The organism is Brevibacillus sp. SYP-B805, from assembly GCF_011059135.1.
Taxonomy (GTDB): Bacteria; Bacillota; Bacilli; order Brevibacillales; family Brevibacillaceae; genus Brevibacillus_F.
Window position 1 is genome coordinate 220597 of record NZ_JAALGD010000005.1, and the last position, 21708, is coordinate 242304.

A 21708-nucleotide genomic window follows, 5' to 3' on the forward strand; every position below is an offset into this window, starting at 1 on the left:
TACGATTCTATGCCCTCTTCGAACAGAGGGTTTTTCGGTATTTTACCGCAAAAGGAGGAGGTGTATAATCGACGTTGTCAGGGAGTCGGACCAAGGAGGACGTCTATGGATTGGAACCTGTTCATCGTGATGCTGATTCTGGGGGGAATCGGCTCTTTTTTTTCGGGTTTACTGGGGATTGGGGGAGCCATCATCCATTATCCTCTGCTGCTGTTCATTCCATCCGCTCTGGGGATAGCCCGCTTTACCGCCCAGCAGGTATCGGCCATCAGCATGTTTCAGGTCTTTTTTTCGGCGCTTGCGGGGGTGCTGGCGTATCGCAGCCATGTCAGGAACGGGCCCGCGCTCATACATAAAGGGCTCGTACGCTGCATGGGAACCAGCATCCTCCTCGGCAGCCTCATCGGGGGCATCAGCTCGACATACTTGTCCGGGGAGGCCATCCATCTCGTCTATGGAGTGGTCGCGATCGTGGCGGTTGTCCTGATGCTTTTCCCGAACAAAGGTACCCCGCAGGCTGCACCTCACGAGATGGCGTTCCACAAGCCCACGGCGGCCGCGGCCGCGTTCGTCGTGGGAGTGGTATCGGGAATCGTTGGGGCGGGAGGAGCTTTCGCGCTGATTCCCATCATGCTGACGGTGCTCAAGATCTCGACAAGGGTGGCCATCGCTTCGTCCCTGGCCATTGTCTTTATCTCGGCTGTCGGCGGGGTGATAGGAAAGATCGCCGCGGGGCATATTCCGCTCATGCCAACCGTGTTTACGGTGATCGGCAGCTTGCTGGGAGCCCCCATCGGTTCACGCCTCAGCACCAAGATCAATGTCAGGGTTCTGCGCTACGGGCTGGTCGTCGTCATCACGGCATCCGCCATCAAAATCTGGCTGTCGGTTTTCTAACAGTGTATGGGGATGGCCGCCTGCATGTGACAGCCGCCCTGTCGGGAAAAAAACAAGAAGAGAGGCACACGCCTCCCTTTTTTGTCAGGATGGAGCAGGGTTAAGCGCCATCCGACTCGTCGGACTCGACATAACGCTGGAGCGCGGACATCTTGTTCTCCCAAAAACGCTCGTAATACGACAGCCATCGCTTCAGTTCAAGCAGCGGTTCCGGCTCAAGCCGGTAGCGCGTCTCCCGGCCGACTTTCCTCGGCTTGACGAGTCCCGCATCCGCCAAAATGCGCAGATGCTTGGAAACGGCCGTCCGGCTCATCGGAAAGTGGCCGCTGATGGCGGTGACAGGCATTTCCTGTTCGCCCAGCAATCTCAGCAGCTGACGGCGGGTAGGATCGGCGATGGCCTGAAAAACGTCATGTTTCAGTAATGAAGCCGCCATGTCAACCCTCGACGTAGCTGCCCAACTTGTTGACAATCCCGCTCCAGCCTTGGTCCATGCGGTCGCGCACAATCGTATGGGCTTCCCCGAACTCCGTCACCTTGTCGGCATCCCAGCCGGAATGAATCAGCGTAAACTCCGTTTTTCCGTCAAGCTCCTTCAGTTCAAACGTGATGGTCCAATCTTTTCCCCAACGGAAAGAAAGGCGGTGGGGAGGATCGATTTCCGTGACTTTGCAGGGGGACATGCCAAACGGCCCCGCGTTCAAGTGAAATTCGTGGCCCACTACAGGCTGAAAATCATTCGGCATGAACCATGCGGCGATGCCTTCCGATGTGGCAACGGCCTGCCATACTTTTTGAATCGGCGCGTTCATTACAAGGGTTCGCCGTATATCCGGCAGCGTGCTGTGGTTGTTGTTTTCCATTGTCGTTCCTCCCATTTCCGATATGATTGATTTTTCAGCTTTCCCTTTGTCCTGGCGGCGAATACACAATGCCGCCGACCATTCCCTTCCTTTTTGTGAAACCATTTGGTTTCGTTTTGTACTATATAACACCTTTTGGTTTCATGTCAAGTGACGGGGGAGCATTTCAGGCGCAAAGCATTTGCCTGAAGCCGGGTGCATTCGCTTGGGTTCCAGGAAATAAGCATTGCATTTTCGTGCAGGTGGAGATAAAATAAAAACAAAAGTTGCCCCGAGGCAAAAATTATAGTTTAGACAAATTCTTAAGGAACATTTTTTCTTCCATGTCATACCTATGGGTGTAGGCGCATTTTTTTAGCCTAAAAAGTTGCGCTAACGCAAAATAGTTAGCTTGTTCCATAAAATGACCGTAAATGAGGTGAGACTGATGACACCCGAGTATGGAAGCAGTGTGGCTCTTGAGCAAAAAGGGGAATGGCATGACGCCCCCAAGCAGCCGTCCCTGCCGGAAGTGCATCGTTCGCTGCGTGTGCCCAAATCGGGATCATGGCTGCGCAAGTTTCTGGCGTTCGCAGGTCCCGGCTATCTGGTGGCTGTCGGCTATATGGACCCGGGGAACTGGGCGACCGACCTTGCCGGCGGATCGCTCTTTGGCTATACTTTGCTGTCCGTCATTATGCTTTCCAACCTGATGGCGATTCTCTTGCAAGCCTTGGCCGGAAAATTGGGAATCGTGACGGGAAGGGATCTGGCCCAGGCCTGCCGGGATCATTACAGCAAACCGGTGGCGATGGGGCTGTGGGTGCTCTGCGAGCTGGCCATCGCCGCGTGCGATCTGGCCGAGGTGATCGGCGCCGCCATCGCGCTGAATCTGCTGTTTGGCATCCCGCTGCTGTACGGGGTCATCCTGACCAGCTTCGACGTGATGCTGGTGCTGCTCCTGCAGAACAAGGGATTCCGGTACATTGAGGCGATTGTGATCGCCCTGATCGCCACCATCGCGGGTTGTTTTGCCGTGGAGATGTACCTGTCCAAGCCGGATGTGACGGGTATTCTGGGCGGATTCGTGCCCAGCGCCGAGATCATCCGCAATCCGGAGATGCTCTACATCGCCATCGGGATCCTGGGGGCGACGGTGATGCCGCACAACCTCTATCTCCATTCCTCCATCGTCCAAACCCGCCGGTATGAACAAACCAGCAGCGGCAAACGGGAAGCGATCCGCTATGCGACGATGGATTCGACCATCGCGCTTCTTTTCGCCTTGATGATCAACGCGGCGATCCTGATTCTCTCTTCGGCAGCTTTTCACCGGGCGGGGATGACGGATGTGGCGGAGATCGGGGATGCGTACCATCTCCTCACGCCCGTCCTCGGCACAACGGCAGCCAGCATCCTGTTCGGGGTGGCGCTGCTCGCGGCAGGGCAGAACTCTACCTTGACGGGGACCCTGGCCGGACAGATCGTCATGGAAGGCTTCCTCAACATCCGCCTGAAGCCCTGGCTGCGCCGGCTGCTCACCCGGCTGATCGCGATTATTCCCGCCGTGATCGTGACCGCCCTCTACGGCGAGAGCGGAACGGCCCAGCTGCTGATCCTGAGCCAGGTGATTCTCTCCCTGCAGCTTTCCTTCGCTGTGGTGCCGCTTGTGCAGTTCACCAGCGACAAAAGGAAGATGGGCGAGTTCGTCAACCCGCCGTGGCTGAAAATGCTGGCATGGACGGTTGCCATCGTGATTATGGGGTTAAACGCCTATCTGCTGTTCCAGACGTTTTTTGGGTAACATGAAAACATCCCCTCTGTGCTGACAGGTTCTTCCTGTCGCGGGAGGGGATGTTTTTTGGAGAGCATGTTCATACGGGATCGACAAGCATCAATGCGTGCCGGAACTGCTCTTCCGCATGCGCCAGCGCTCTGAGAGCGGCCGCAAGATCCTGCCGGTTATCCGCCACCGCGTGTACGTGGCAGGTGCCGAACAACTGCGCCTGCCGTTCTTTCAGGCGGGCCAAACCTGGCAGACGCCGGGCGAAAAAGTTTGCGTAATCGAGCGCTCTGCGTGCCCCCAACTGAAAAAGGAAATAGCGCATATGATTGCGGCCTTCCGGGGTGATCGTTTCCTGTTCGATCGCGTCGGCGAAGGCTCGTATGGCTTTCTCGCAGCAGGGAAGGCCCTTTTGACCGGCTTCTTCCTCGGTTTCCCGATACACCGTTTGGAAGTAGCGGATCGCCTGCCCGAACAGTTCTTGTTCCGCGGGTGTGCGCTGGCGGGAGGGCCGTGTCCAGAACTGATAGGGATACCTGCGATAGGGAATCTTCTCCGCCCGCCATGCCAGCCCGAATGGTTCCCACGCCAACGATACATGCGGGTAGCCGGCCGGATCGTGCAGGTATACGTTCTCGTCATCTGCCGCATAAACGAGCACATAATGGTCGCTGCCGCCCAAATAGGAATGGTTCGGATGGTACAGCAGCATGCCCATGTCAAGGGGGCCCACGACGGCAGGTCCGTCTTTCAGGTGGGTGCGCAAATCCTCAACAGGCGGTGCGGATGTGGTGTCACAGCCTTGTGCAAGAAAGGTGAACCCCAACAGGTCCAGTGCCCGGCCAATCCCTTCATCGGGTGCGACCCGGCCGTTAAACCAGGCAAACTGCAGCGCTTCCTCCCACATGGCCCCGAGTCCTACCCCGGTTAACACTTCAATCAGGGAAGGGGCGATTTTTTCTCCGATGCTGTGAAGCAGCATGGCGGTTGAATTGGCATAGCAATAGGCGCCGTTTCCGATGTACGCGGTGGTGCCCATGCCTCTCATCCTCCTTTCATGCAAAAACGCCTGTTGCATAGACATCAGGAGGAGCGGTTTTCTGACAGCGGTTGAACCAAGTCGGAAAACAAGGGATGATCCGACCTATTCACCCGTGTCCAATTTCAGTTTCAGATAAATCTGTTTGCTTCCGTCGCTATCCGTTTTGACCCATTTGCCGGCCAGCTTTTCTCCCTTCTCGCCATAATTCTCTTTCACGGTCTGCCAGGCGTCCTCCCTGGGTTTAAACACAAGCTCCACATACATGTTCTTGCTGTCTTTCGGGTAAGGGATGCTTAGATCAAAGGAGCCGTCGGGATTGACGTATTTCGTGGCGGAATAGCCAAACGTGACATAACCGGGTATCTCGACACCGCCTGTTACTTGTGAACCTTCCAGCAGATTGCTGGTTGCATGCACATAGATCAAACGCTCGTCTTTACGCAGCTCCGGTTTGATCCACACTTCCGGACTGCCGTAATCGGCCGGTTTTTCCCATTTCGGCATCTCCAAAGCCAGTTTGAGCGGATGATCCTTCCTGGGGTGAAAATAGCCTTTCAGTTCCACTTTTTTCTTTATCGATTTGTCATCATCCTGATATTGATAGACGGCGTCCCCCTGCAGCTTGTCACCGTTTTCGCCGTAATGTTGCTGCAGTTCGGGAATCTGCATCTTGGGGTTGAAGGTAACGGTCAATTCCACCTGCTGGTTCAGATTCGGTTTTTTGATGAACAGCTGAAAACTGCCATCCGGGTCGACCTCCGCCGTATCCGAGTATCCGAACATGGCATATCCCTCCGCATCCACGTTTCCGCTTACCTTGGCGCCCGACAGCAGGTTGCTGGTGCCTTTGACAACCAGATAGCCATCCTTTTCTTCGACCGTTGCCTGCATGGACACCTGTAGGTTTCCCTGATCCGGTCGAACGCTGTTTTCGGGACTGCCTACTACTTGAAAGGAAACGGCCTCTCCTTGCTGCTCTGGAGCGGAAGAGGGGGAACTGCCAGGCGAGCCGGAAGCGGAAGGCTGTATGCCGGTTGCAGCCAAATCTGCTTCCTTGCCGGCTGCATCCGGTTGAGCAGCCTGATTCTCCACTTGCTTCGGCGTTTCTTCCGCTTGATTGCAGCCTGCGATCATGAGCGAAAGAACAAGTAACAGGGCAAATCGTTTCACATCATTACCTCCTTGTTCTCCATTAAAGAGAAGTATAATACACAAATTACAAAAATGTATAATTTTGTTAATTTGTGAAGAATGCAATGAGATGTGACGATTGCCCTTGCGTCAACGCCAATGTTATTTTTTACTCGTAGAGCCCGCGATCAATACCGGTCACAGCACGTCGTAATCCCGCTCATGAAAGCGGCCGTCCTCCATCTGGTACAGGCGCAGATCAGGATGCCCGCCTGCGAAGGACAGGATCCAGTAGCCGAGGGACGGGTAATGCCAGCCATCCCTGTCTGCGGCGGAAGGGACGGGCGGTGTGGCGGGATGGGTGTGGAGCACGCCGAGCCACTGCAGGCCGGCTTCCCGGATGGCGCGCAGCGTACGGAGAAGGATCTCTCCTTCCCAGGCGAAGGCATGGCGGTATCTTCCCTCGGGAGGATGGGGAAAACAGTGCGTAATGACGGAGCCATGTCCGGCCAAAAGCGCAGAATATTCATCGGGAAGCGCCTCTCTTCCATCTGCGCAGAGGCGTTTCACCACTTTTCCATCTATCTGCAGTCTGGTATGCTTATTCCGAAAAGGATTTCCCAACAGATCGGGGCGCATGTCCGTTCCCCCTTTTAGCAGAGAGGTTGTTATGGCAAAAAGCAGCATCCACGTGGGATTATGCGGATGGGGAGATCATGAATCGCTCTATCCTCCCGGTGTACGCGACAGGGAGAAGCTGTCGGTGTATGCCAGCCATTTTCCGCTGGTGGAAATCGACAGCTCGTTTTACGCTATTTTACCACAAAAAAACTATGAGACCTGGGTGCGGGAAACGCCGGAATCCTTCCGCTTCGTGATCAAGCCGCATCAAGCCATCACCGGCCATCAGCGCGGCGGGCAGGAGGAAGACCGAAGCGAGCTGTTCCGCCGTTTTGAGGAGAGCATCCAGCCGGTGGCGGCATCGGGGAAGCTGGCTGCCCTGCTCTTTCAGTTCCCGCCCTGGTTCGACTGCACGCGGGAGCATGTGCGGTACATTCAGCGCTGCGCGGAGGCGTTTTCCCGCTATCCGGTGGCGGTGGAGTTTCGCCATCGCAGCTGGTTTGAAGCGGAGTACCGGGAGAAGACGCTCGCGTTTCTGCGGGGGCTTGGGGCCATCCACACCGTGTGCGACGAACCGCAGGCGGGGGTGGGGTGCGTGCCGATCGTGGTCGCCGTCACCCAGCCCAAGCTGGCGCTCGTCCGGTTCCACGGCCGCAATGTCAAGGGATGGCGCGACCCCGGCAAGGGTGTGAACTGGCGGGACGTGCGCTACTTGTACCACTACAAGGAAGAGGAGCTCCGGGAATGGGTGCCGCGCGTCCAGGAACTGGCCCGGCAGGCGGAGCAGGTATTGGTCCTGTTTAACAACAATTCGGGGAAGCATGCGGCGGGCAATGCCAAGGAATTCATGCAGATGCTCGGCATTCAGCCAAGCGGCCTGCATCCGAGACAGCTGGAGCTTTTTTGACATCGAGCCAATGCGAAATGAGGGGAATCATGTTTGGATTGATCCTGCTTTTTATCATCATCGGATTGTTTGCCGGAGCGACCGGGAGCATTGTCGGGATAGGCGGAGGCATGTTTTTCGTCCCGGCGCTGCTGTTTTTTGTCAATCAGCAGGCGCCTGGCACGATGACGCCGCAGATGGCGGCCGCCACCTCCCTGGCGGTGATCGCCGTAACCGGGCTTTCGTCGTCGCTCTCCTATTTGAAGCAGAAGCGGGTGGATACGCAGGCAGCCCTGCTGTTTTTCCTCGGCAGCGCGCCGGGGGCGGTCGCCGGGGTCTATCTCAACAAGCTGCTGCATTTTGAATCGTTTTCCCTCTTTTTTGGGCTGTTTCAACTGGGGATGTTCGTGCTGTTGATGGTGAGGGACCGCATCAAGCCGCGTACGCTCCGGTGGGATGTGAAGCGTACCTTCATCGATGCGGAAGGCATTGAATACGAATACGGCTATCAGCGGTGGTTGGCTGTGACCATCGCCTTCTTCGTCGGAATCGTTTCCTCGCTGTTTGGCGTGGGGGGCGGCATCCTGATGGTGCCATCCATGATCATTCTGTTCCGTTTTCCGCCTCACGTGGCGACGGCTACCTCCATGCTGGTCATTTTTCTGTCGGCCGTGGTCGGCTCGGTCACCAACGCGCTTCACGGCCACATCGACTGGCTGTATGCTGCCTGCCTGGCCCCCGGCGCCTGGTTCGGCGGCAAGGCCGGGGCGCAGATTGCGGCACGCTTGAAAGGAAAAACGGTCGTCCTCGTGCTGCGCGTCCTGATTCTGGGAATCGCGATACAGATGATCGGCGAAGCCATCCTTGAATAAAAAGCTCAAACGGGATTGTCGCGGGCGCGAGGGGGGGAGAAACGTGACGAGAATCCTGCACATTCTACATACCAATGATCTGCACAGCCAGTTTGCCCACATGCCGCAGATCGCGTCCTGCCTCAAGCAGCACCGGGCCAGATGGGAAGAGCAGGGGGAACATGTGCTGACCGTCGACGTCGGCGATCATCTGGACAGGATGAGCATCAAGACGGAAGCGACCTGGGGCCGGTCCAATGTGGAGGTCTTAAACCGGTCGGGTTATCAGTATGTGACCATCGGGAACAACGAAGGGATTACCCTGCCAAAGGAAAAGCTGGACGTCCTGTACCGCGATGCCCGCTTTACCGTCGTGCTGAACAATCTGCAGGAAGCGGGTGCGGACGGCCCCCTGCCATGGGCTGTGCCGTTTGCGATTCATGAATGGCCGGACTTGCGTGTCGCGCTGTTGGGGGCGACCGTGCCGTTTGCGGAGTTTTACCGGCTGCTCGGATGGGAAGCGAAAGATCCCCTGCCCATCCTGGCGGAGCAGGTGCGGATGCTGCGTCCCAAAGTGGACGCGATCGTCGTGCTCTCCCATCTCGGCCTGCGGGCGGATCGGGAACTGGCCAGGAAAATCCCGGGGATCGATGTGATTTTGGGCGGCCATACCCATGAGCTGTTGAAGAACGGGGAGCAGGTCGGCTCCACGTTGATCGCGCAGGCGGGCAAATTCGGGGAGTATGTCGGCCATGTCAGGCTGACCCTTGGAAGCAAAGGGGTCGTCGCCGCCGAAGCGGAATGCCTGCGGGCGGCCGATTATCCCTATGATCCGCAGATTGTGCAGCTGATCGCAGACGAGCGGGTGAAGGCCGAGAAGCGCCTGTCTGCGCCTGTGGCCCGGCTGGAACAGGATTGGCCGGTGAACTGGGAGCGGGAGACGGCGCTGGGGTCCCTGCTTGCTGCCTGCATCCGCAAATGGACGGGGGCCGAGATCGGGCTGGCCAACAGCGGCTTGCTGCTCACCTCCCTTCACAGCGGTGTGCTTACCCGCAAGGATCTGCTGCAGTGCCTGCCCCATCCGATCAATCCATGTGCGGTAACGCTGACGGGCGAGCAGCTTCTTGGGATCCTGACCCGGGCGATTCAGCCGGAAGTGGTGCACAGGGAACTGCGCGGGTTCGGCTTCCGCGGCAAGATCGCTGGCTGGCTGGGCGTTGACGGATTGAAGATTCGCTATGCCCTGGAGCCTGCACCGCAGATCCTGCAGGTGCTGGTGGGCGATGTCCCCCTCGAGAACGGGCGGGAATACCGCGTGGGAACGGTGGACATGTTCGTCTTTAACCGCATGTTCCCCGAACTGCTGGAAGGGAGAGACATGCAGTTCTTTTTGCCGGAGGTGCTGCGGGAGATCGCGGCAGAACTGCTGAACGACCGCGTCCTGCTGCAATCCTGCCTCCTTCCGCGCTGGGAGCTTGCCCATGGCGGCGGATAACCGTCGGTAGCTTTTCCGGCAAATGGGAAGGATAAGAGGAAAAGGGGGAAGCGCCATGCGTTTTGTCGATGAACTGTATGCCTTGTATCGCGGCCATTTCAACGGGGATGAAGAGGATATCGTCGCCATCGTCGTCGGCATTCTGGAGGAACAGACGCGCATGGATCTGTACCGGATTATCGACGGGATGGATGACGAGGAACTGTTTCATATGCTGGCTACCTACATGATCGAAGTGATGAAGCGGAAGGTTGCCATGGACGATGAGCGGCCGGGCATGCTCCTGCAGTAATCGCGACACCTTTTCCCCCTTGGCTCCATAGGTTATGGTAGCCCCCGATTCATGGGTTGGAAAGGAGAATGAGGATGATCGAGGTACAGCCGATTCATTTCCCGGAGGGCACCGCCCTCGCCGTCACCGTGCGGCTGCCCAAAACCACGCTGCTTGCTGTGACAACGGATCAAGGCTATATCATGTGCGGGGCGCTGGATATCGGACTGTTGAACGAACGGCTCGCCAGCCGCGAGATCCTGGCAGGCCGGGCGGTCGGCGTGAAAACCATTCAGGAATTGCTGGACGCGCCGCTGGAATCGGTGACGACAACGGCCGAGAAGAGAGGAATCACGCCGGGGATGATCGGACGCGATGCCGTTCGTAAAATGTTTTGAGAGCTTCCAACAGACGGAAGCTTTTTTTTGTGGTATGATTGGAAAAATGACGAATCACGTCGATGGCATCATCAGAAAAGAGGAAGAGAAAGGCGACGAAAGCGAACATGAGACTTGTATCCGTACGGCGATGCCGGCCGGGGGCCATCCTGGCGCGCTCGGTCTACCTCGACAACGGGACGGTGCTGGTGGGAGAAGGGGTCGAACTGACCCAGCGCATGATCGACAGACTCATCGCCATGCAGGTGACCAATGTGTATATCCGGGATTCCCGCACCAGCGACGTGGTGGCACAGGATGCCATCTCCGAGCAGACCAGGCGGGAGGCCATGGGCCTTATCTTTGAATCGTTCCGGAAGATTCAGGATGAACCGATAAAGTGGAGGCACCGCATCCTCGACCAGCAGATGGGCCGGCGGTTCCGGCAGGTGATGCACCAGGTGATTGACGAGCTGAAGCAGAACCGCGCGGCGATGAACCTGCTGGGAAACGTCTGCGCCGCCGATCACTATATTTTTTCCCATTCGCTCAACGTGGCGCTCTACTCGACGGCCCTTGCGCTCAAAGCGGGCTACAACGAGAAAGAGCTGCTGGAGATCGGCCTGGGGGCGATGCTGCATGATATCGGCAAGATGGCGATCCCGCTTGACATCCTGAACAAACCGGACACCTTAACCGAAGAAGAGTTCGCCATTATGCAGACGCATACGGAGATCGGCTTCGACATGCTGCGCCAGCAGGACGAGATCCCGCTGCTTTCGGCCCACTGCGCGTTCCAGCATCATGAACGCATGGATGGCTCCGGCTATCCGCGCAGGCTGAAAGGGGAGCAGATCCATCCGTACGCCCGTCTCCTAGCCGTCTGTGACGTGTTTGACGCATTAACCACGCCTCGCGTCTACCGCAAACCGATGCTCCCCCACGAGGCGATGGAGATACTGTACGGCGGGGCGGACAGGTTGTTTGCGCCAAGCATGGTGGAAACGCTGCGGGATACCATCGCGATGTATCCCATCGGCCTCTCCGTCCGGCTGAGCACAGGCGTTTCCGGCGTGGTGGTGGATTACAATCGGGGGCAGCCGGGCAGACCGGTTGTCCGTATTCTGCAGAATGAAGCGGGCGAAGAATTGTCAGCTCCCTATGAGATCGATTTGTCAAAACATCTGGACATCGTGATTACCGCATGCGATGCCTTGCCGTAGCGCAGGAAGAGCATGAAGCGGAGCACCTCGAAATACTTGTGCAGGCTGCCGTCAAGCAACGGCAGCTCTTTTTAGTATATCGGAACCTTTAAGTACTTTAAAGAAATAAAGGAGGGGAGAGAGGCTGGGGGCCCCCGCCGACAACAGCAAGGGACCCCGCTCGGCAAAGCGTTAGCTATTGCCGAGTGGTGGAGCGTTCGCTTAAGTCGGCGGGGATTTCTTATCCTTTCAGAAAGCGTTTTTGGGGCGCACAGCATTTCGCTCGCAGCCCGATGAATGTGTGGAGCTGCGACCGATAGGCCGGAACGCGCCATGCTCATCAGGAAACACGCGGCGGGCAAGCGGCCTGCCGCATGACGCATTTATACAAAGATTTACAAAAATTAATGTTTTATGGTATTATATGGAAAATATTAAGTGCTTGACCATCTATTTCGATTGGGGGGTGTGTTGATGACGTTTGGCGAGGTTGTCAGAAGGTATCGTGAACGTGAAAATCTTACCGTAACCGAATGCGCCCTGCGAACCGGGATCAACCGAAGCGTATGGTCACGCATTGAATCGGGAGATATCAGGCGGCCCGGGCTGTCGACGAGCCGGGCTATCGCGTCGGCGTTGGCCATCCCCTACGAGCAGGTGATTTTATATTATCTGGATAACTCCCAGCGGGGAGAGACGTTGAAAAAGCTGCTGCATGAAGCGGTCCTCCATACCAACAGGGACATTGTGCGAAAAGCCGCCCTCAAGCTGCTGGAAACGCCCAAAATGAACTCGTTCTTGACCCTGGACTACCTGCTGCAGCTGGCCCGGGAGACGGAAAAGCCGGAGATCAAGCTTTCCCTGCTGAACGTCATCATCGAATATACCAAAAAGCACGGCATCCCCTTCTATCTGGCCAAAGCCCTCTTCGAGCAGTATCAGGCTGAACGGGATGATTTCAGCAGGTTGGAAGAGACGTACCGGAAAGGCAAGGAACTGCTGCACTATATCGAGTATCTGCAGCCGGATGAGCGCATCGCCGCCTACTATCGCCTGGGGATTCATGCCTATGTGCTGGATTATTACGGTGACAGCATCGAACTGTGCAGCAAAGGGCTGCGCGAAGATCAAGAGGACAGCAAGATGAAAGCCTCGGCTTTGATCACCATCATCAGCTCCTATCTTTATTTGGGCGATCTCATCTTGGCGGACTATTATCTGCCGCAGTATGAAAGCAGCGCCTACGCCGATTTCCGTGCGAAACACCTTCGGGCCTTTATTTTGGCGAAAAAGGGGAGGTACGAGGAGGCGATCGATCTGTACAAGGCAAGTATGGAGGAAGCCACCCAGTTAGGCCGTATTTCCATTGCCCACGATATATTAGAGGTATGTATGGAAACAGGAAGAAACGATATCATCGAAGAGTTGATCCAGTCGGAACATACATTTTTGCCTCTGGGCAATATCGACCATCCCAACAAGGTGAAAAATACGGCTGCGTATTATCAGCGAAAAGGGATGTGCCTGCTGTCTGTCGGACAGGTCGATGAGGGAATTGACAGCCTGATCCAGGCGCTGTCCTATTATCGACAGATTGGCAGGCATGAAAGAGTCACCGAGTGCATCTGTCACATTTTGGAGTATCACAGGCAAAATCATAAGAATTTGTCGATCGAATATTTGGAAAAAATTACCCAAATCATAGATAATAGGATTAGATGATATGAGAGGAGGGGTACGATGAAAAAGTTGCTGTCTGCAATGTTGTTCTCTGCTCTTCTGTTCACACTCGCGATCGCTCCCGTAACATTCGCGGCTCAGAATGAGAACGCAAGCGTCGTCATCAACTCACCCGATCCTGAGTGGTAAACCGTCCGCAAGATTTTTTGAGAGAAAAGAGAAAAAGCTGCGCCAGCAAGGGGGGAATACTGCTGCTTGCTGGCCAGCTTTTTTACATAGGATTATCAGTTTTAAACCAGAGAAGTGATTACACTGCTATTACTCTTGATCCCCCTCCTTTTCCCCCAGCATCCGGGGAAGGATATGCGCCACGATCAAGTCATAGGCCAGCCGGAGCGCCTCCCGGCCGGGCGGATTCACGACGATCTCCTTCTCCTCTCCCTGCATCCCGATGACACCTCCTGCCTTATGGGTATGCGGGCATGCATGTCTGTTTGTTCGAATGTTGAATTTTGCGAACATTGACAACTTTCTTCCCGAGTCGGAAAATGAAGACGATGGACAAAGGAACGAAACGGAGGGGGATGCATGACACGGGGACGCTCCATTGCGTGGGAACCGGGGAAAGAGCTGGTGGAGAACAGCAATCTGCTGCGCTTTATGCGGGCGGAGGGGATCGCGGACTACGAGACCCTGCTGGCCCGTTCGGAGGACGATATCGCCTGGTTTTGGGAGGCATTTATCCGTTTTGCCGATATCCGTTTTTATGAGCCGTATACCCAAGTCGTGGATCTGAGCGGCGGGCTGGCCTGGCCGAAATGGTTTCCGGGCGGGAAGATCAATCTGGTCCACAACTTCCTGGACAAATGGGCGGGCGATCCGGTCACGGCCGAACGCACGGCTCTCCTGTGGGAGGGAGAAAACGAAGAGTCCCGCCGCTATACATTTGGTGAGCTGTACCGCCAGACCAATCGCGTGGCCAACGCGCTGGCAGCCCTTGGGGTGGAGCGGGGAGACCGCGTCGCCCTCTACATGCCGATGATTCCCGAGACGGTGATCGCGCTGTATGGCATCTACAAGGCGGGAGCCGTCGCCGTTCCGCTCTTTTCCGGGTTTGGACCGGAGGCGGTGGCGATCCGGCTGGATGATGTGGAGGCCAAGGCGGTGATCACGGCTGACGGGTTTTACCGGGGCGGGCAGCAGGTACGGTTGAAACAGGTGCTGGATCAGGCGCTGGAGGAGGCGCCGACGGTGAAAAGCGTAATCGTGGTGGAGCGGTTGGGTACCGGTGCGGATTATCTGACGGGGCGGGATTACCGCTGGGGCGATGTGGTGGCAGCGGCTTCCGACCAATTTGAGACGGTTCGGACCGAGGCGGAAGAGATCTGCATGGTCAGCTACTCGTCGGGCACGACCGGCAAGCCGAAGGGAATCGTGCATGTGCATGGCGGCATCGCGGTGAAGACGGCGGAGGTCGGCATGTTTGTCTACGATACCCATCCCGAAGACATCTTTTTCATGATTACCGACTTTGGCTGGATGATGGGACAGCTGCCGCTCTTCTCGGCCCATACGGTGGGGGCTCCTTACCTCATGTACGAGGGCAGTCCGCTGCACCCGCATCCCGGCCGCCTGTACGACATTTTGCAAAAATACCGCGTCACGGTCTTCGGCGCTCCGGCAACGGCGCTGCGCCTTCTGAAAACCTATGCCGAACGGTTCCGGCAGGCGGCAGACCTCAGCCACCTGCGCATCCTGGGCCATACGGGAGAGCCGATCGATGCGGAGACGTGGAACTGGTTTCTCTCCTGGACTGACGGCAAAGCCCCCATTATCAACGGAAGCGGCGGGACGGAGGTATTTGCGGAGATCATCTCGTCGGTCTGTATCAAACCGCAGAAGCCCACCTGCCTGGGAAGAACGCCCGCCGTGGGGGCGAAGGTGGTGGATGAACGCGGCGTGCCCGTCCCGCCCGGCAAGCCGGGCTATCTCGTCTTTACCCTGCCGCAGCCCGCGCAGACCCGGGGGTTCTGGAAGAATCCGGAGCGGTACCTGCAAACGTACTTCCCGCTCGGGCCGGGGATGTGGTGGCAGGGAGACATGGTGCTGGTGGATGAGGATGGATACTGGTTCCACTTGGGGCGCGCCGACGATGTGATCAAGGTTTCGGGGCGGCGAACCGGGCCCGGGGAGATCGAAGACGTCGCCAATGCGCATCCCGCCGTGCTGGAGTCGGCGGTGATCGGGGTTCCCCATCCGTTCAAGGGGGAAGAGATCATTCTGCTGGCCGTGCTGAAGCCGGGGGCGAGCCTCGCTGCGGATGAATTGAAGCGTCATGTCGCGGCGGCGCTCGGCAAGCCGTACGAGCCGGGCGAGGTTCATTTCGTCCGCGATCTGCCGAAAACGCGTACGCAGAAAATCATGCGGCGGTTAATCAAGCAGCGATACCTCGGGGAGATACTGGGGGATACGTCGAGCCTGATGAATCCCGAAGCACTGGACCAGCTTCCCCGAAAGAGCGGCGAAAGCTGAGTTCCGCCAGGACAGACCAGCAACCCCCGACCGGCAGCCGGCCGGGGGCTCAACCTTCATGAAAGATAAAGAAGTTTGTCATTAGTCTGGGCCGGCAATACCGGCCTTTTGCTTTGGCAAAATCATGAATTGTTGCGCGGAGTCCGCAAATTTTTGCGGGGAAGGGTTCATCGTTTGCGCGTTTGCATGGCTTCTCCTGCTTTATGATGTGTTCATACCGACCAAGGTGTAAGGTACGAATTCATTTTGAGGAGGAGCATCAAATGAAAAGGTTATTATGGCGTATCGTTGTTTATTTTTGTATTTTCGTTGTGTTTGTGGGAGGGATCGGTCTCATCGGATTTCTGCGTGAAAAGCAGGATTATTGGACAGCGGGCCGCAAACAGCCGGTACCTGCCTTGCAAGGTTTGGTAAAACCTGCCTATGATCCAAACAAACCGACGGTGGCGGTCGTCCTGGGGAATCCAACCACAGAGGTTTTTGATTTCATGGTTCCCTACGAAATGTTCGTGATGACAGATGCCTATAATGTGTATGCGGTTGCCCAGGATCATCATGTGACGACTTTAACGGGTGGCCTGGATCTGGCCCCGCACTATTCATTTCAAGAATTAGATCAAATGTTGGGAAAAAGTCCCGATCTGATCGTGGTTCCGTTTATTCCGATTGTGGATGAGGAAAAGTATAAACCGGTCCGTGAATGGCTGCAAAAACATGCCAATACCCAGATACTCAGCATTTGTGGCGGCGCGGCCAATATTGCTGACGCCGGTTTGGCGAAAGGAAAATCCATCACGACACATTGGCAGGTGTTCACCCAGTTCAGTAAGATGTATCCTGACGCCAACTGGGTAAGGGGGCTTCGTTATGTACACGACGGGAACGTTGTCGCTTCGGCTGGTCTGACATCAGGCATTGACGCTGTCCTCTACGTCATCTCCCAACAACTGGGCGAACCGATGGCGGAAAAAATTGCGCAGGAAATGAATTACCCTTCTTATCACTTCGTTAAAAATCCGAAGGTGGAACCGTATTATATTGATTGGAGCGAAGCCATTTATAATTTCAACCAAGCATTTCAGTGGAACAGGAAAAAGACGGGCGTGCTGCTGTATAACGGCATGGATGACGGAGCACTGACCACGATATTTGATACGTATGCCGCTTCCGGCACGACAAAGGTTTACACCATTGCAAGTTCCAAACAGCCGATCGTTACCAAATATCATCTGAATCTCATCCCCCGATACGATATGTCGGATGCCCCAAAAATAGAAAGAATGTTCGTTACAGGGTCGGAGGCAAAGTCGATGGCGGCGGATGTTGTCAAGCAGTGGAACGACAAGGGTACGGGAGTGGAGCCGGAGTTCATCCACAGCGAATCGGCAGACAGGTTTATCTTCGATGCGCCGCTGGAAGACCTGGCCAAGCAGGAGGATATTCTGACCGCCAAATATGGCGCCAAACGGCTGGAATACCGTGCAACGCATCTGAAACTGGAAGGCAAACCATTCTCTTTTGAAACTTTCGGCATACTGTTCCTGTTGACTGTCATATCCGTGCTGCTGGCAAGGTATATTGACAGACGATTCATCATCGGCAAGATTGCTTCCTCGAAACATTGCTAAACTTCTTCCAAATAGGGGCGTAGGTTTCGATGAGGGGGAGCCATGCGAGTGGTTCCCCTTCGCAGCTGCCCGTCCCGTTTTGGCCGTTCAGCACATTTTGCGGCCGCCCCCCATTTTTTTGCGGGCCAACGTCAGAAGATTCCATTAAAATTGTCTTAGACGGGATTGAGAAATGCCTGTGAGGTCAGATGAAGACAAGGAGAATCTGGTGATGGATAAGGATCAGGCGCAGCGAGCGGCCATCGAGATGGACAAAAGTGAGGAAAAGTACCGGATTATCGCTGAGAATACATTGGATACGATTGTGCTCGTCGATACCAATGCGATTGTGTGTTATGTATCGCCATCCATCAAGACCTTGACGGGTTACGACATCGAAGAGTACGAAGGGATGGATGCATTTGAGCTCATTCATCCGGATGACAGGGAACGCGTTCGACAATCCAATGCATATGTTGTCCAATCCAAAACGCCGGTGGATGTGGAGTATCGGGTGATCCATGCGCAGGGCCATACGGTTCATGTGGAAACACGGGTAAAGCCGGTTCTGGACGTGGATGGTAACGTAAAGTACGTGGTAGCGGTTGTGAGGGATGTAACCGCACGGAAAAAGACCGAGCAGTTGCTGCAAAACATCTTGGATAATGTAAACGCTGCGGTTTGGTCGACCGACAGGGATTTTACCCATTATACGTTTTGTTCGGAAAGCATCGAGAAAATAGCCGGATTGCCGAGGCAGGAAATCATGGCCAACCCGATTCGTCTGCATGACCATATCCACCCCGATGATAACGCGCTTCTTATGGGGGAAGTGAAAAACAAGCTCGATATGGGCATACCGGTCGACCAGGTGCTTCGTTTCATCCATGTTGAAGGTGAAACCAGATGGGGCCGACTGATTGTCCATCCTTATCTGGACAATGCGGGTGCTGTCGAACGACTCGACGGCATCATCCTGGATATTACCGAGAAGAAGCGTTCCGAGTTGGCGCTGGAGGAGAGTGAACAAAGGTATAAGTCGTTGTTTGAACATAATCTGGACGGCGTATTTTCCATTGATTTGAACAGGCTGTATTTTGTCAATGCCAATCGGTCATTTGAGGAGATTACAGGCATCCAGATAGACAATCTGTCCGATCGCTGCTTTATGGGGTTGATTCATGATGAGGATCACGCGTCGGTATATGAAGCGCTGTTCCATGTGGCCCAAAAGAAAGAGCCGAGGGATATCGAATGCCACATCATGAAAGCAGGACAGATTGAGAGAATGGTAAATATTACGTTTGTCCCCATCCTCCTGTCAGGGGAGCTGAACGGTGTGCACGGGATTATCAAAGATATTACGGAACGAAAAAGAGAAGAGAGAGAATTGATCCAAAGCGAAGAAAGATACAAAACCCTCCAGCAAAGTTTAAACCGGTTCTCCAACGACCTCGCCAACGTGATGAAAGTATCGGAATTGGAGAACCGGTTAATGGAGGAAATAAGGACGGTCCTGCAGGTCACCCATGTATCCATTGAAGAAGTGCCGAGAGGGCAGGAACCTGTTTCCATAAACCCGCATGATATCTGGGTGAAAATCGGAGAGAAGCAGCAGCCGGTCTATTTACGGGTCGGCATGGATCATTCCCTGCTAAAGATTGAGGAAGAATGGCTTGAAACCGCCGTTCATTATGTCACGCTCCTCTACGACAATCTCCAGCTGATTGAAGACCTGATGAAGCGCCTCGAGGACATGGTAAGCAACAACGACACGCCCAAATGGATGCTGAGACTCTTGTTTAAGCTGTCGGAAAAGGAAAGAGCTTCGTTATCCAGCGACCTGCATGATTCGGTGCTGCAGGATCTGATTATCTGGTATCGCAAGCTGGAATCATTACGCTCCCAAGCGGCATTTGATCAGGAAACAGAGCGTGAACTGATTCAAATCGAAGAGGGACTTCTTGACGCCATTCACCAGATCCGCATTACCTGCAACGAACTGCGCCCCCCTTTTCTGCTGAAAATGGGGCTTGTCGAATCCTTGAAAAGTTTATTTGCATATACGCGGATGTTTGCCAATTACGAGATCGAGTTTTCGGCGGAGCAGTTCGATGGTTCGTTAAATGAGGAGCAGATTCTCGGGGTATATCGAATCGTTCAGGAATTGTTAAACAATGCATCGAAGCACTCCAAGGCAACTAAGGTGACCATGGCGCTGACAAGCACGAAAGATCACATTTCTTTTTCCTATTCCGACAACGGGGTCGGGATGGATTTATCCGCTTTTGAAGGCTCGTTTCAACATATGGGCATCGCAGGCATCGAGAAAAGGGTTCTCAGTTTGGAAGGGGAAGTGGAATTGAAATCTGCCCCGCAGCAAGGGTTTCACGTCAATATTCATTTTCCCCAAAATTCAGCCTGAAGGTGATGGATATGGAAATCTTGTTGATTGATGACCACAGGTCGGTCGTAGAAGGAACGAAGATGCTGATCGAATCCGAGCCGGACATGCATGTCACGATTGAGACGGATGTTTTTTGCGTGCCGGACCTGGTGCGCCTCAAGAAGTTTGACGTCATGCTGTTGGATTTATACATGCCCAATATGAACGGCGTCGATTTGACGCGCAAAATTCTCGATTATGTTCCCGATGCCGTGATCCTGATCTATTCGGGGTTTGAAATCGCACCTCATTTCAATTTGCTGATGGAAGCAGGCGTTTCCGGTTTCATTGCCAAAACATCCACCCGGGACCAATTGATCCAGGCGATCCGCTGCGCTGCGAGGAAAGAGGCCATTGTCCCGATGCAGCTGCTCAAGCAGCTCAGGCGGCAGGAGATTGTGGTGCAGGGGGAAACGGATCATGAGAAAACGACGATCACCCAGGAAGAAGACAGGCTGCTTCGGGAACTGGCAAAAGGGAAGAGCAACAAGGAGATTTCAAAAACGCTGATGATCAGCCAGCGCTCCCTGGAATACAGTCTGACGGAGCTTTTCCAAAAGCTGCATGTCAGTTCACGGGTTGAGGTTATTAAAAAGGCAAAAAGCCTGGGGATCCTGCCAACAGAAGATTTATACTAAAGCGTGTTCGGGGCTGGAAAATACCGGCCGCAGCAGTTAGAGTTTGATGCGGAAATACGGCTCTACGATTGACAGCACATCGCTGCGGTGCTATTTTTAAATTACAAATAGTAAGTGACTTATTTTTGGTTAGAAAATCCTTTTCCCGAAGAAGCTGACAACGGCTCGCCGGCCATAAGCCAACCGATAGGAAAATGACAAGAAAGGCATGTGAAACGAGATGACCCCTTCGTTCTTTATCTGTCATGGCGCTCCCGATATCGCCATCCAACAAACGGACTACACCCGGTTTCTCAACGGGCTGTCCCAAACGTTTGCCAAACCGAAAGCGATTCTGGTTTTTTCCGCTCACTGGGAGAGCCGGACGCTTTCCCTCACCTATACCGACGACACCTATGAAACGATCTATGATTTTGGCGGCTTCCCGGATGAATTGTACAGGATCACCTATCCGGCCAAAGGGTCGACGGCGGTGGCGGAGGAAGTGGTGCGCCTGTTCGAGGAGCAGGGGATTCCTGTTCAGAGGGATATGGTCAGGGGACTGGATCACGGGGCATGGGTCGTGCTGCGCCTGATCTATCCGGAGGCTGATATTCCGGTCATTGCGCTGTCGGTCAATCCCTTCCTGCCGCCGGAAGAACAGTACCGGATCGGCAAAGCGCTCGGAAGGCTGCGGGAAGAAGATGTCCTCATCATCGGCAGCGGGGCAACCTCCCACAATTTGCGCATGCTGAAGTGGGGGCAGCAGGAACCGGAGGCCTGGACCACAGCCTTTGATGATTGGCTGATCGATGCGGTGGAGAACTGGCGGACGGATGCGCTGTTTGCTTATGAAGAACAAGCGCCGTACGCCAAGCTGGCCGTGCCGCGTCCGGAGCACTTCGTTCCGCTGTTTCTCGCGATGGGCAGCGGAGATGGTCGGAAACAGGCAGCGCTTTTGCACCGCAGCTATGATCTCGGCACGCTGAGCTACATCTGCTTCCGGTTTGATTGAGAGTGGGAATGGGGGTCAGTCGTTCGGCACACTGAACACTGCGCATCGGCGCAGTGTTTTTTGGCTTGTCGAGGAAAGATTGGCGCGGGGAAAAACGGATTTTGATTCAGCTAAAGCAGGAAACGTTTTCACGCGAAACGAATAAAAAAAAGCACATATAGCATAGCGATGGGTTTGCTTCGCAATCAGTCCCAGCTTTCAATTGGTATAGGTTTTTGTTGCTCTTCATGTATGGCAGACCACTCATGCGGATAATGATAATAATATTATCATTAATGGATGTCGCACAACTGAACTTGTGCGACATTATTTTTCAAATTCTTTTACAATATATCATAGTAAAAGAAAGGTTTTCAAGCATTCATTATCCAGAGGGCTGCTGTGCCTGTTATCAAGCAGATCCGTTCATGCAA

Annotated in this window: 21 protein-coding genes; 15 read left to right on the plus strand and 6 right to left on the minus strand. The window is 54.8% G+C overall.

Annotation, left to right across the window (positions count from 1 at the left end):
• Nucleotides 1-105: 105 nt before the first annotated feature.
• The gene (locus tag G3578_RS08875) at nt 106-897 is read left to right on the plus strand and encodes a sulfite exporter TauE/SafE family protein (RefSeq protein WP_165211593.1); all 792 of its coding nucleotides are present in this window, start codon (nt 106-108) and stop codon (nt 895-897) included.
• Between the two features lie 100 nt (nt 898-997).
• Here G3578_RS08875 and G3578_RS08880 read toward each other — a convergent pair whose 3' ends face one another.
• The gene (locus G3578_RS08880) at nt 998-1333 is read right to left on the minus strand and encodes an ArsR/SmtB family transcription factor (protein WP_165211596.1); all 336 of its coding nucleotides are present in this window, start codon (nt 1331-1333) and stop codon (nt 998-1000) included.
• 1 nt (nt 1334) lies between these two features.
• Nucleotides 1335-1760 carry an SRPBCC family protein gene (locus G3578_RS08885; protein WP_165211599.1) on the minus strand — a complete coding sequence of 142 codons (426 nt, stop codon included), beginning with the start codon at nt 1758-1760 and terminating at the stop codon, nt 1335-1337.
• A 427-nt stretch (nt 1761-2187) separates the two neighbouring features.
• On the opposite strand from G3578_RS08885, the gene G3578_RS08890 reads away from it, so the two are divergent.
• A complete protein-coding gene (locus G3578_RS08890; RefSeq protein ID WP_165211602.1) occupies nt 2188-3543 on the plus strand; it encodes an Nramp family divalent metal transporter in 1356 nt (451 codons plus the stop codon).
• Nucleotides 3544-3613: 70 nt separating this feature from the next.
• Here G3578_RS08890 and G3578_RS08895 read toward each other — a convergent pair whose 3' ends face one another.
• From G3578_RS08895 to G3578_RS08905, 3 genes are all read right to left on the minus strand, one after another.
• On the minus strand, nt 3614-4561 hold the full coding sequence (locus G3578_RS08895; protein ID WP_165211605.1) for a BtrH N-terminal domain-containing protein: 948 nt from the start codon (nt 4559-4561) through the stop codon (nt 3614-3616).
• A 105-nt stretch (nt 4562-4666) separates the two neighbouring features.
• On the minus strand, nt 4667-5734 hold the full coding sequence (locus G3578_RS08900) for a hypothetical protein (protein WP_165211608.1): 1068 nt from the start codon (nt 5732-5734) through the stop codon (nt 4667-4669).
• A 159-nt stretch (nt 5735-5893) separates the two neighbouring features.
• Nucleotides 5894-6334 carry a M67 family metallopeptidase gene (locus G3578_RS08905; RefSeq protein WP_165211611.1) on the minus strand — a complete coding sequence of 147 codons (441 nt, stop codon included), beginning with the start codon at nt 6332-6334 and terminating at the stop codon, nt 5894-5896.
• Nucleotides 6335-6365: 31 nt separating this feature from the next.
• Between G3578_RS08905 and G3578_RS08910 the strand changes: the two genes are divergently transcribed.
• From G3578_RS08910 to G3578_RS21145, 8 genes are all read left to right on the plus strand, one after another.
• Nucleotides 6366-7223 (plus strand): DUF72 domain-containing protein, encoded by an 858-nt coding sequence (locus tag G3578_RS08910; protein WP_165211614.1) that lies wholly within the window; start codon nt 6366-6368, stop codon nt 7221-7223.
• Between the two features lie 29 nt (nt 7224-7252).
• On the plus strand, nt 7253-8074 hold the full coding sequence (locus tag G3578_RS08915) for a sulfite exporter TauE/SafE family protein (RefSeq protein ID WP_206529580.1): 822 nt from the start codon (nt 7253-7255) through the stop codon (nt 8072-8074).
• A gap of 43 nt (nt 8075-8117) precedes the next feature.
• The gene (locus tag G3578_RS08920; protein WP_346773979.1) at nt 8118-9548 is read left to right on the plus strand and encodes a bifunctional metallophosphatase/5'-nucleotidase; all 1431 of its coding nucleotides are present in this window, start codon (nt 8118-8120) and stop codon (nt 9546-9548) included.
• 55 nt (nt 9549-9603) lie between these two features.
• Nucleotides 9604-9840, plus strand: a complete 237-nt coding sequence (locus G3578_RS08925) for a DUF6154 family protein (RefSeq protein ID WP_165211617.1) — start codon at nt 9604-9606, stop codon at nt 9838-9840.
• A 74-nt stretch (nt 9841-9914) separates the two neighbouring features.
• Complete coding sequence (locus G3578_RS08930; RefSeq protein ID WP_165211620.1) at nt 9915-10217, plus strand: YunC family protein; 303 nt, start codon at nt 9915-9917, stop codon at nt 10215-10217.
• A 107-nt stretch (nt 10218-10324) separates the two neighbouring features.
• A complete protein-coding gene (locus tag G3578_RS08935) occupies nt 10325-11419 on the plus strand; it encodes an HD-GYP domain-containing protein (protein WP_165211623.1) in 1095 nt (364 codons plus the stop codon).
• Nucleotides 11420-11872: 453 nt separating this feature from the next.
• Nucleotides 11873-13120, plus strand: a complete 1248-nt coding sequence (locus tag G3578_RS08940) for a helix-turn-helix domain-containing protein (protein ID WP_165211626.1) — start codon at nt 11873-11875, stop codon at nt 13118-13120.
• Nucleotides 13121-13138: 18 nt separating this feature from the next.
• Nucleotides 13139-13267 carry a hypothetical protein gene (locus tag G3578_RS21145; RefSeq protein WP_277603128.1) on the plus strand — a complete coding sequence of 43 codons (129 nt, stop codon included), beginning with the start codon at nt 13139-13141 and terminating at the stop codon, nt 13265-13267.
• A gap of 129 nt (nt 13268-13396) precedes the next feature.
• Here G3578_RS21145 and G3578_RS21150 read toward each other — a convergent pair whose 3' ends face one another.
• Nucleotides 13397-13525 (minus strand): hypothetical protein, encoded by a 129-nt coding sequence (locus G3578_RS21150; RefSeq protein ID WP_277603129.1) that lies wholly within the window; start codon nt 13523-13525, stop codon nt 13397-13399.
• Between the two features lie 141 nt (nt 13526-13666).
• Here G3578_RS21150 and G3578_RS08945 point away from each other — a divergent pair, with 141 nt between their 5' ends.
• The 5 genes from G3578_RS08945 to G3578_RS08965 all read left to right on the plus strand — a co-directional run bounded on the left by G3578_RS08945 (nt 13667) and on the right by G3578_RS08965 (nt 21295).
• A complete protein-coding gene (locus G3578_RS08945) occupies nt 13667-15610 on the plus strand; it encodes an AMP-binding protein (protein ID WP_165211629.1) in 1944 nt (647 codons plus the stop codon).
• A gap of 263 nt (nt 15611-15873) precedes the next feature.
• Nucleotides 15874-17238, plus strand: a complete 1365-nt coding sequence (locus G3578_RS08950) for a DJ-1/PfpI family protein (protein WP_165211710.1) — start codon at nt 15874-15876, stop codon at nt 17236-17238.
• Between the two features lie 211 nt (nt 17239-17449).
• Complete coding sequence (locus tag G3578_RS08955) at nt 17450-19642, plus strand: sensor histidine kinase (RefSeq protein ID WP_241254534.1); 2193 nt, start codon at nt 17450-17452, stop codon at nt 19640-19642.
• A gap of 11 nt (nt 19643-19653) precedes the next feature.
• A complete protein-coding gene (locus G3578_RS08960; protein ID WP_165211635.1) occupies nt 19654-20301 on the plus strand; it encodes a response regulator transcription factor in 648 nt (215 codons plus the stop codon).
• Between the two features lie 220 nt (nt 20302-20521).
• Complete coding sequence (locus tag G3578_RS08965) at nt 20522-21295, plus strand: DODA-type extradiol aromatic ring-opening family dioxygenase (RefSeq protein ID WP_165211638.1); 774 nt, start codon at nt 20522-20524, stop codon at nt 21293-21295.
• The last annotated feature ends 413 nt before the right edge of the window (nt 21296-21708 follow it).

What these genes read in the sequence shown, in the direction of transcription:
- G3578_RS08875 (WP_165211593.1), top strand. Translation starts at nt 106, where the DNA reads ATGGATTGGAACCTGTTCATCGTGATGCTGATTCTGGGGGGAATCGGC.
- G3578_RS08880 (WP_165211596.1), bottom strand. Translation starts at nt 1,333, where the DNA reads ATGGCGGCTTCATTACTGAAACATGACGTTTTTCAGGCCATCGCCGAT.
- G3578_RS08885 (WP_165211599.1), bottom strand. Translation starts at nt 1,760, where the DNA reads ATGGAAAACAACAACCACAGCACGCTGCCGGATATACGGCGAACCCTT.
- G3578_RS08890 (WP_165211602.1), top strand. Translation starts at nt 2,188, where the DNA reads ATGACACCCGAGTATGGAAGCAGTGTGGCTCTTGAGCAAAAAGGGGAA.
- G3578_RS08895 (WP_165211605.1), bottom strand. Translation starts at nt 4,561, where the DNA reads ATGGGCACCACCGCGTACATCGGAAACGGCGCCTATTGCTATGCCAAT.
- G3578_RS08905 (WP_165211611.1), bottom strand. Translation starts at nt 6,334, where the DNA reads ATGCGCCCCGATCTGTTGGGAAATCCTTTTCGGAATAAGCATACCAGA.
- G3578_RS08910 (WP_165211614.1), top strand. Translation starts at nt 6,366, where the DNA reads ATGGCAAAAAGCAGCATCCACGTGGGATTATGCGGATGGGGAGATCAT.
- G3578_RS08915 (WP_206529580.1), top strand. Translation starts at nt 7,253, where the DNA reads ATGTTTGGATTGATCCTGCTTTTTATCATCATCGGATTGTTTGCCGGA.
- G3578_RS08925 (WP_165211617.1), top strand. Translation starts at nt 9,604, where the DNA reads ATGCGTTTTGTCGATGAACTGTATGCCTTGTATCGCGGCCATTTCAAC.
- G3578_RS08930 (WP_165211620.1), top strand. Translation starts at nt 9,915, where the DNA reads ATGATCGAGGTACAGCCGATTCATTTCCCGGAGGGCACCGCCCTCGCC.
- G3578_RS08935 (WP_165211623.1), top strand. Translation starts at nt 10,325, where the DNA reads ATGAGACTTGTATCCGTACGGCGATGCCGGCCGGGGGCCATCCTGGCG.
- G3578_RS08940 (WP_165211626.1), top strand. Translation starts at nt 11,873, where the DNA reads ATGACGTTTGGCGAGGTTGTCAGAAGGTATCGTGAACGTGAAAATCTT.
- G3578_RS21145 (WP_277603128.1), top strand. Translation starts at nt 13,139, where the DNA reads ATGAAAAAGTTGCTGTCTGCAATGTTGTTCTCTGCTCTTCTGTTCACA.
- G3578_RS21150 (WP_277603129.1), bottom strand. Translation starts at nt 13,525, where the DNA reads ATGCAGGGAGAGGAGAAGGAGATCGTCGTGAATCCGCCCGGCCGGGAG.
- G3578_RS08945 (WP_165211629.1), top strand. Translation starts at nt 13,667, where the DNA reads ATGACACGGGGACGCTCCATTGCGTGGGAACCGGGGAAAGAGCTGGTG.
- G3578_RS08950 (WP_165211710.1), top strand. Translation starts at nt 15,874, where the DNA reads ATGAAAAGGTTATTATGGCGTATCGTTGTTTATTTTTGTATTTTCGTT.
- G3578_RS08955 (WP_241254534.1), top strand. Translation starts at nt 17,450, where the DNA reads ATGGATAAGGATCAGGCGCAGCGAGCGGCCATCGAGATGGACAAAAGT.
- G3578_RS08960 (WP_165211635.1), top strand. Translation starts at nt 19,654, where the DNA reads ATGGAAATCTTGTTGATTGATGACCACAGGTCGGTCGTAGAAGGAACG.
- G3578_RS08965 (WP_165211638.1), top strand. Translation starts at nt 20,522, where the DNA reads ATGACCCCTTCGTTCTTTATCTGTCATGGCGCTCCCGATATCGCCATC.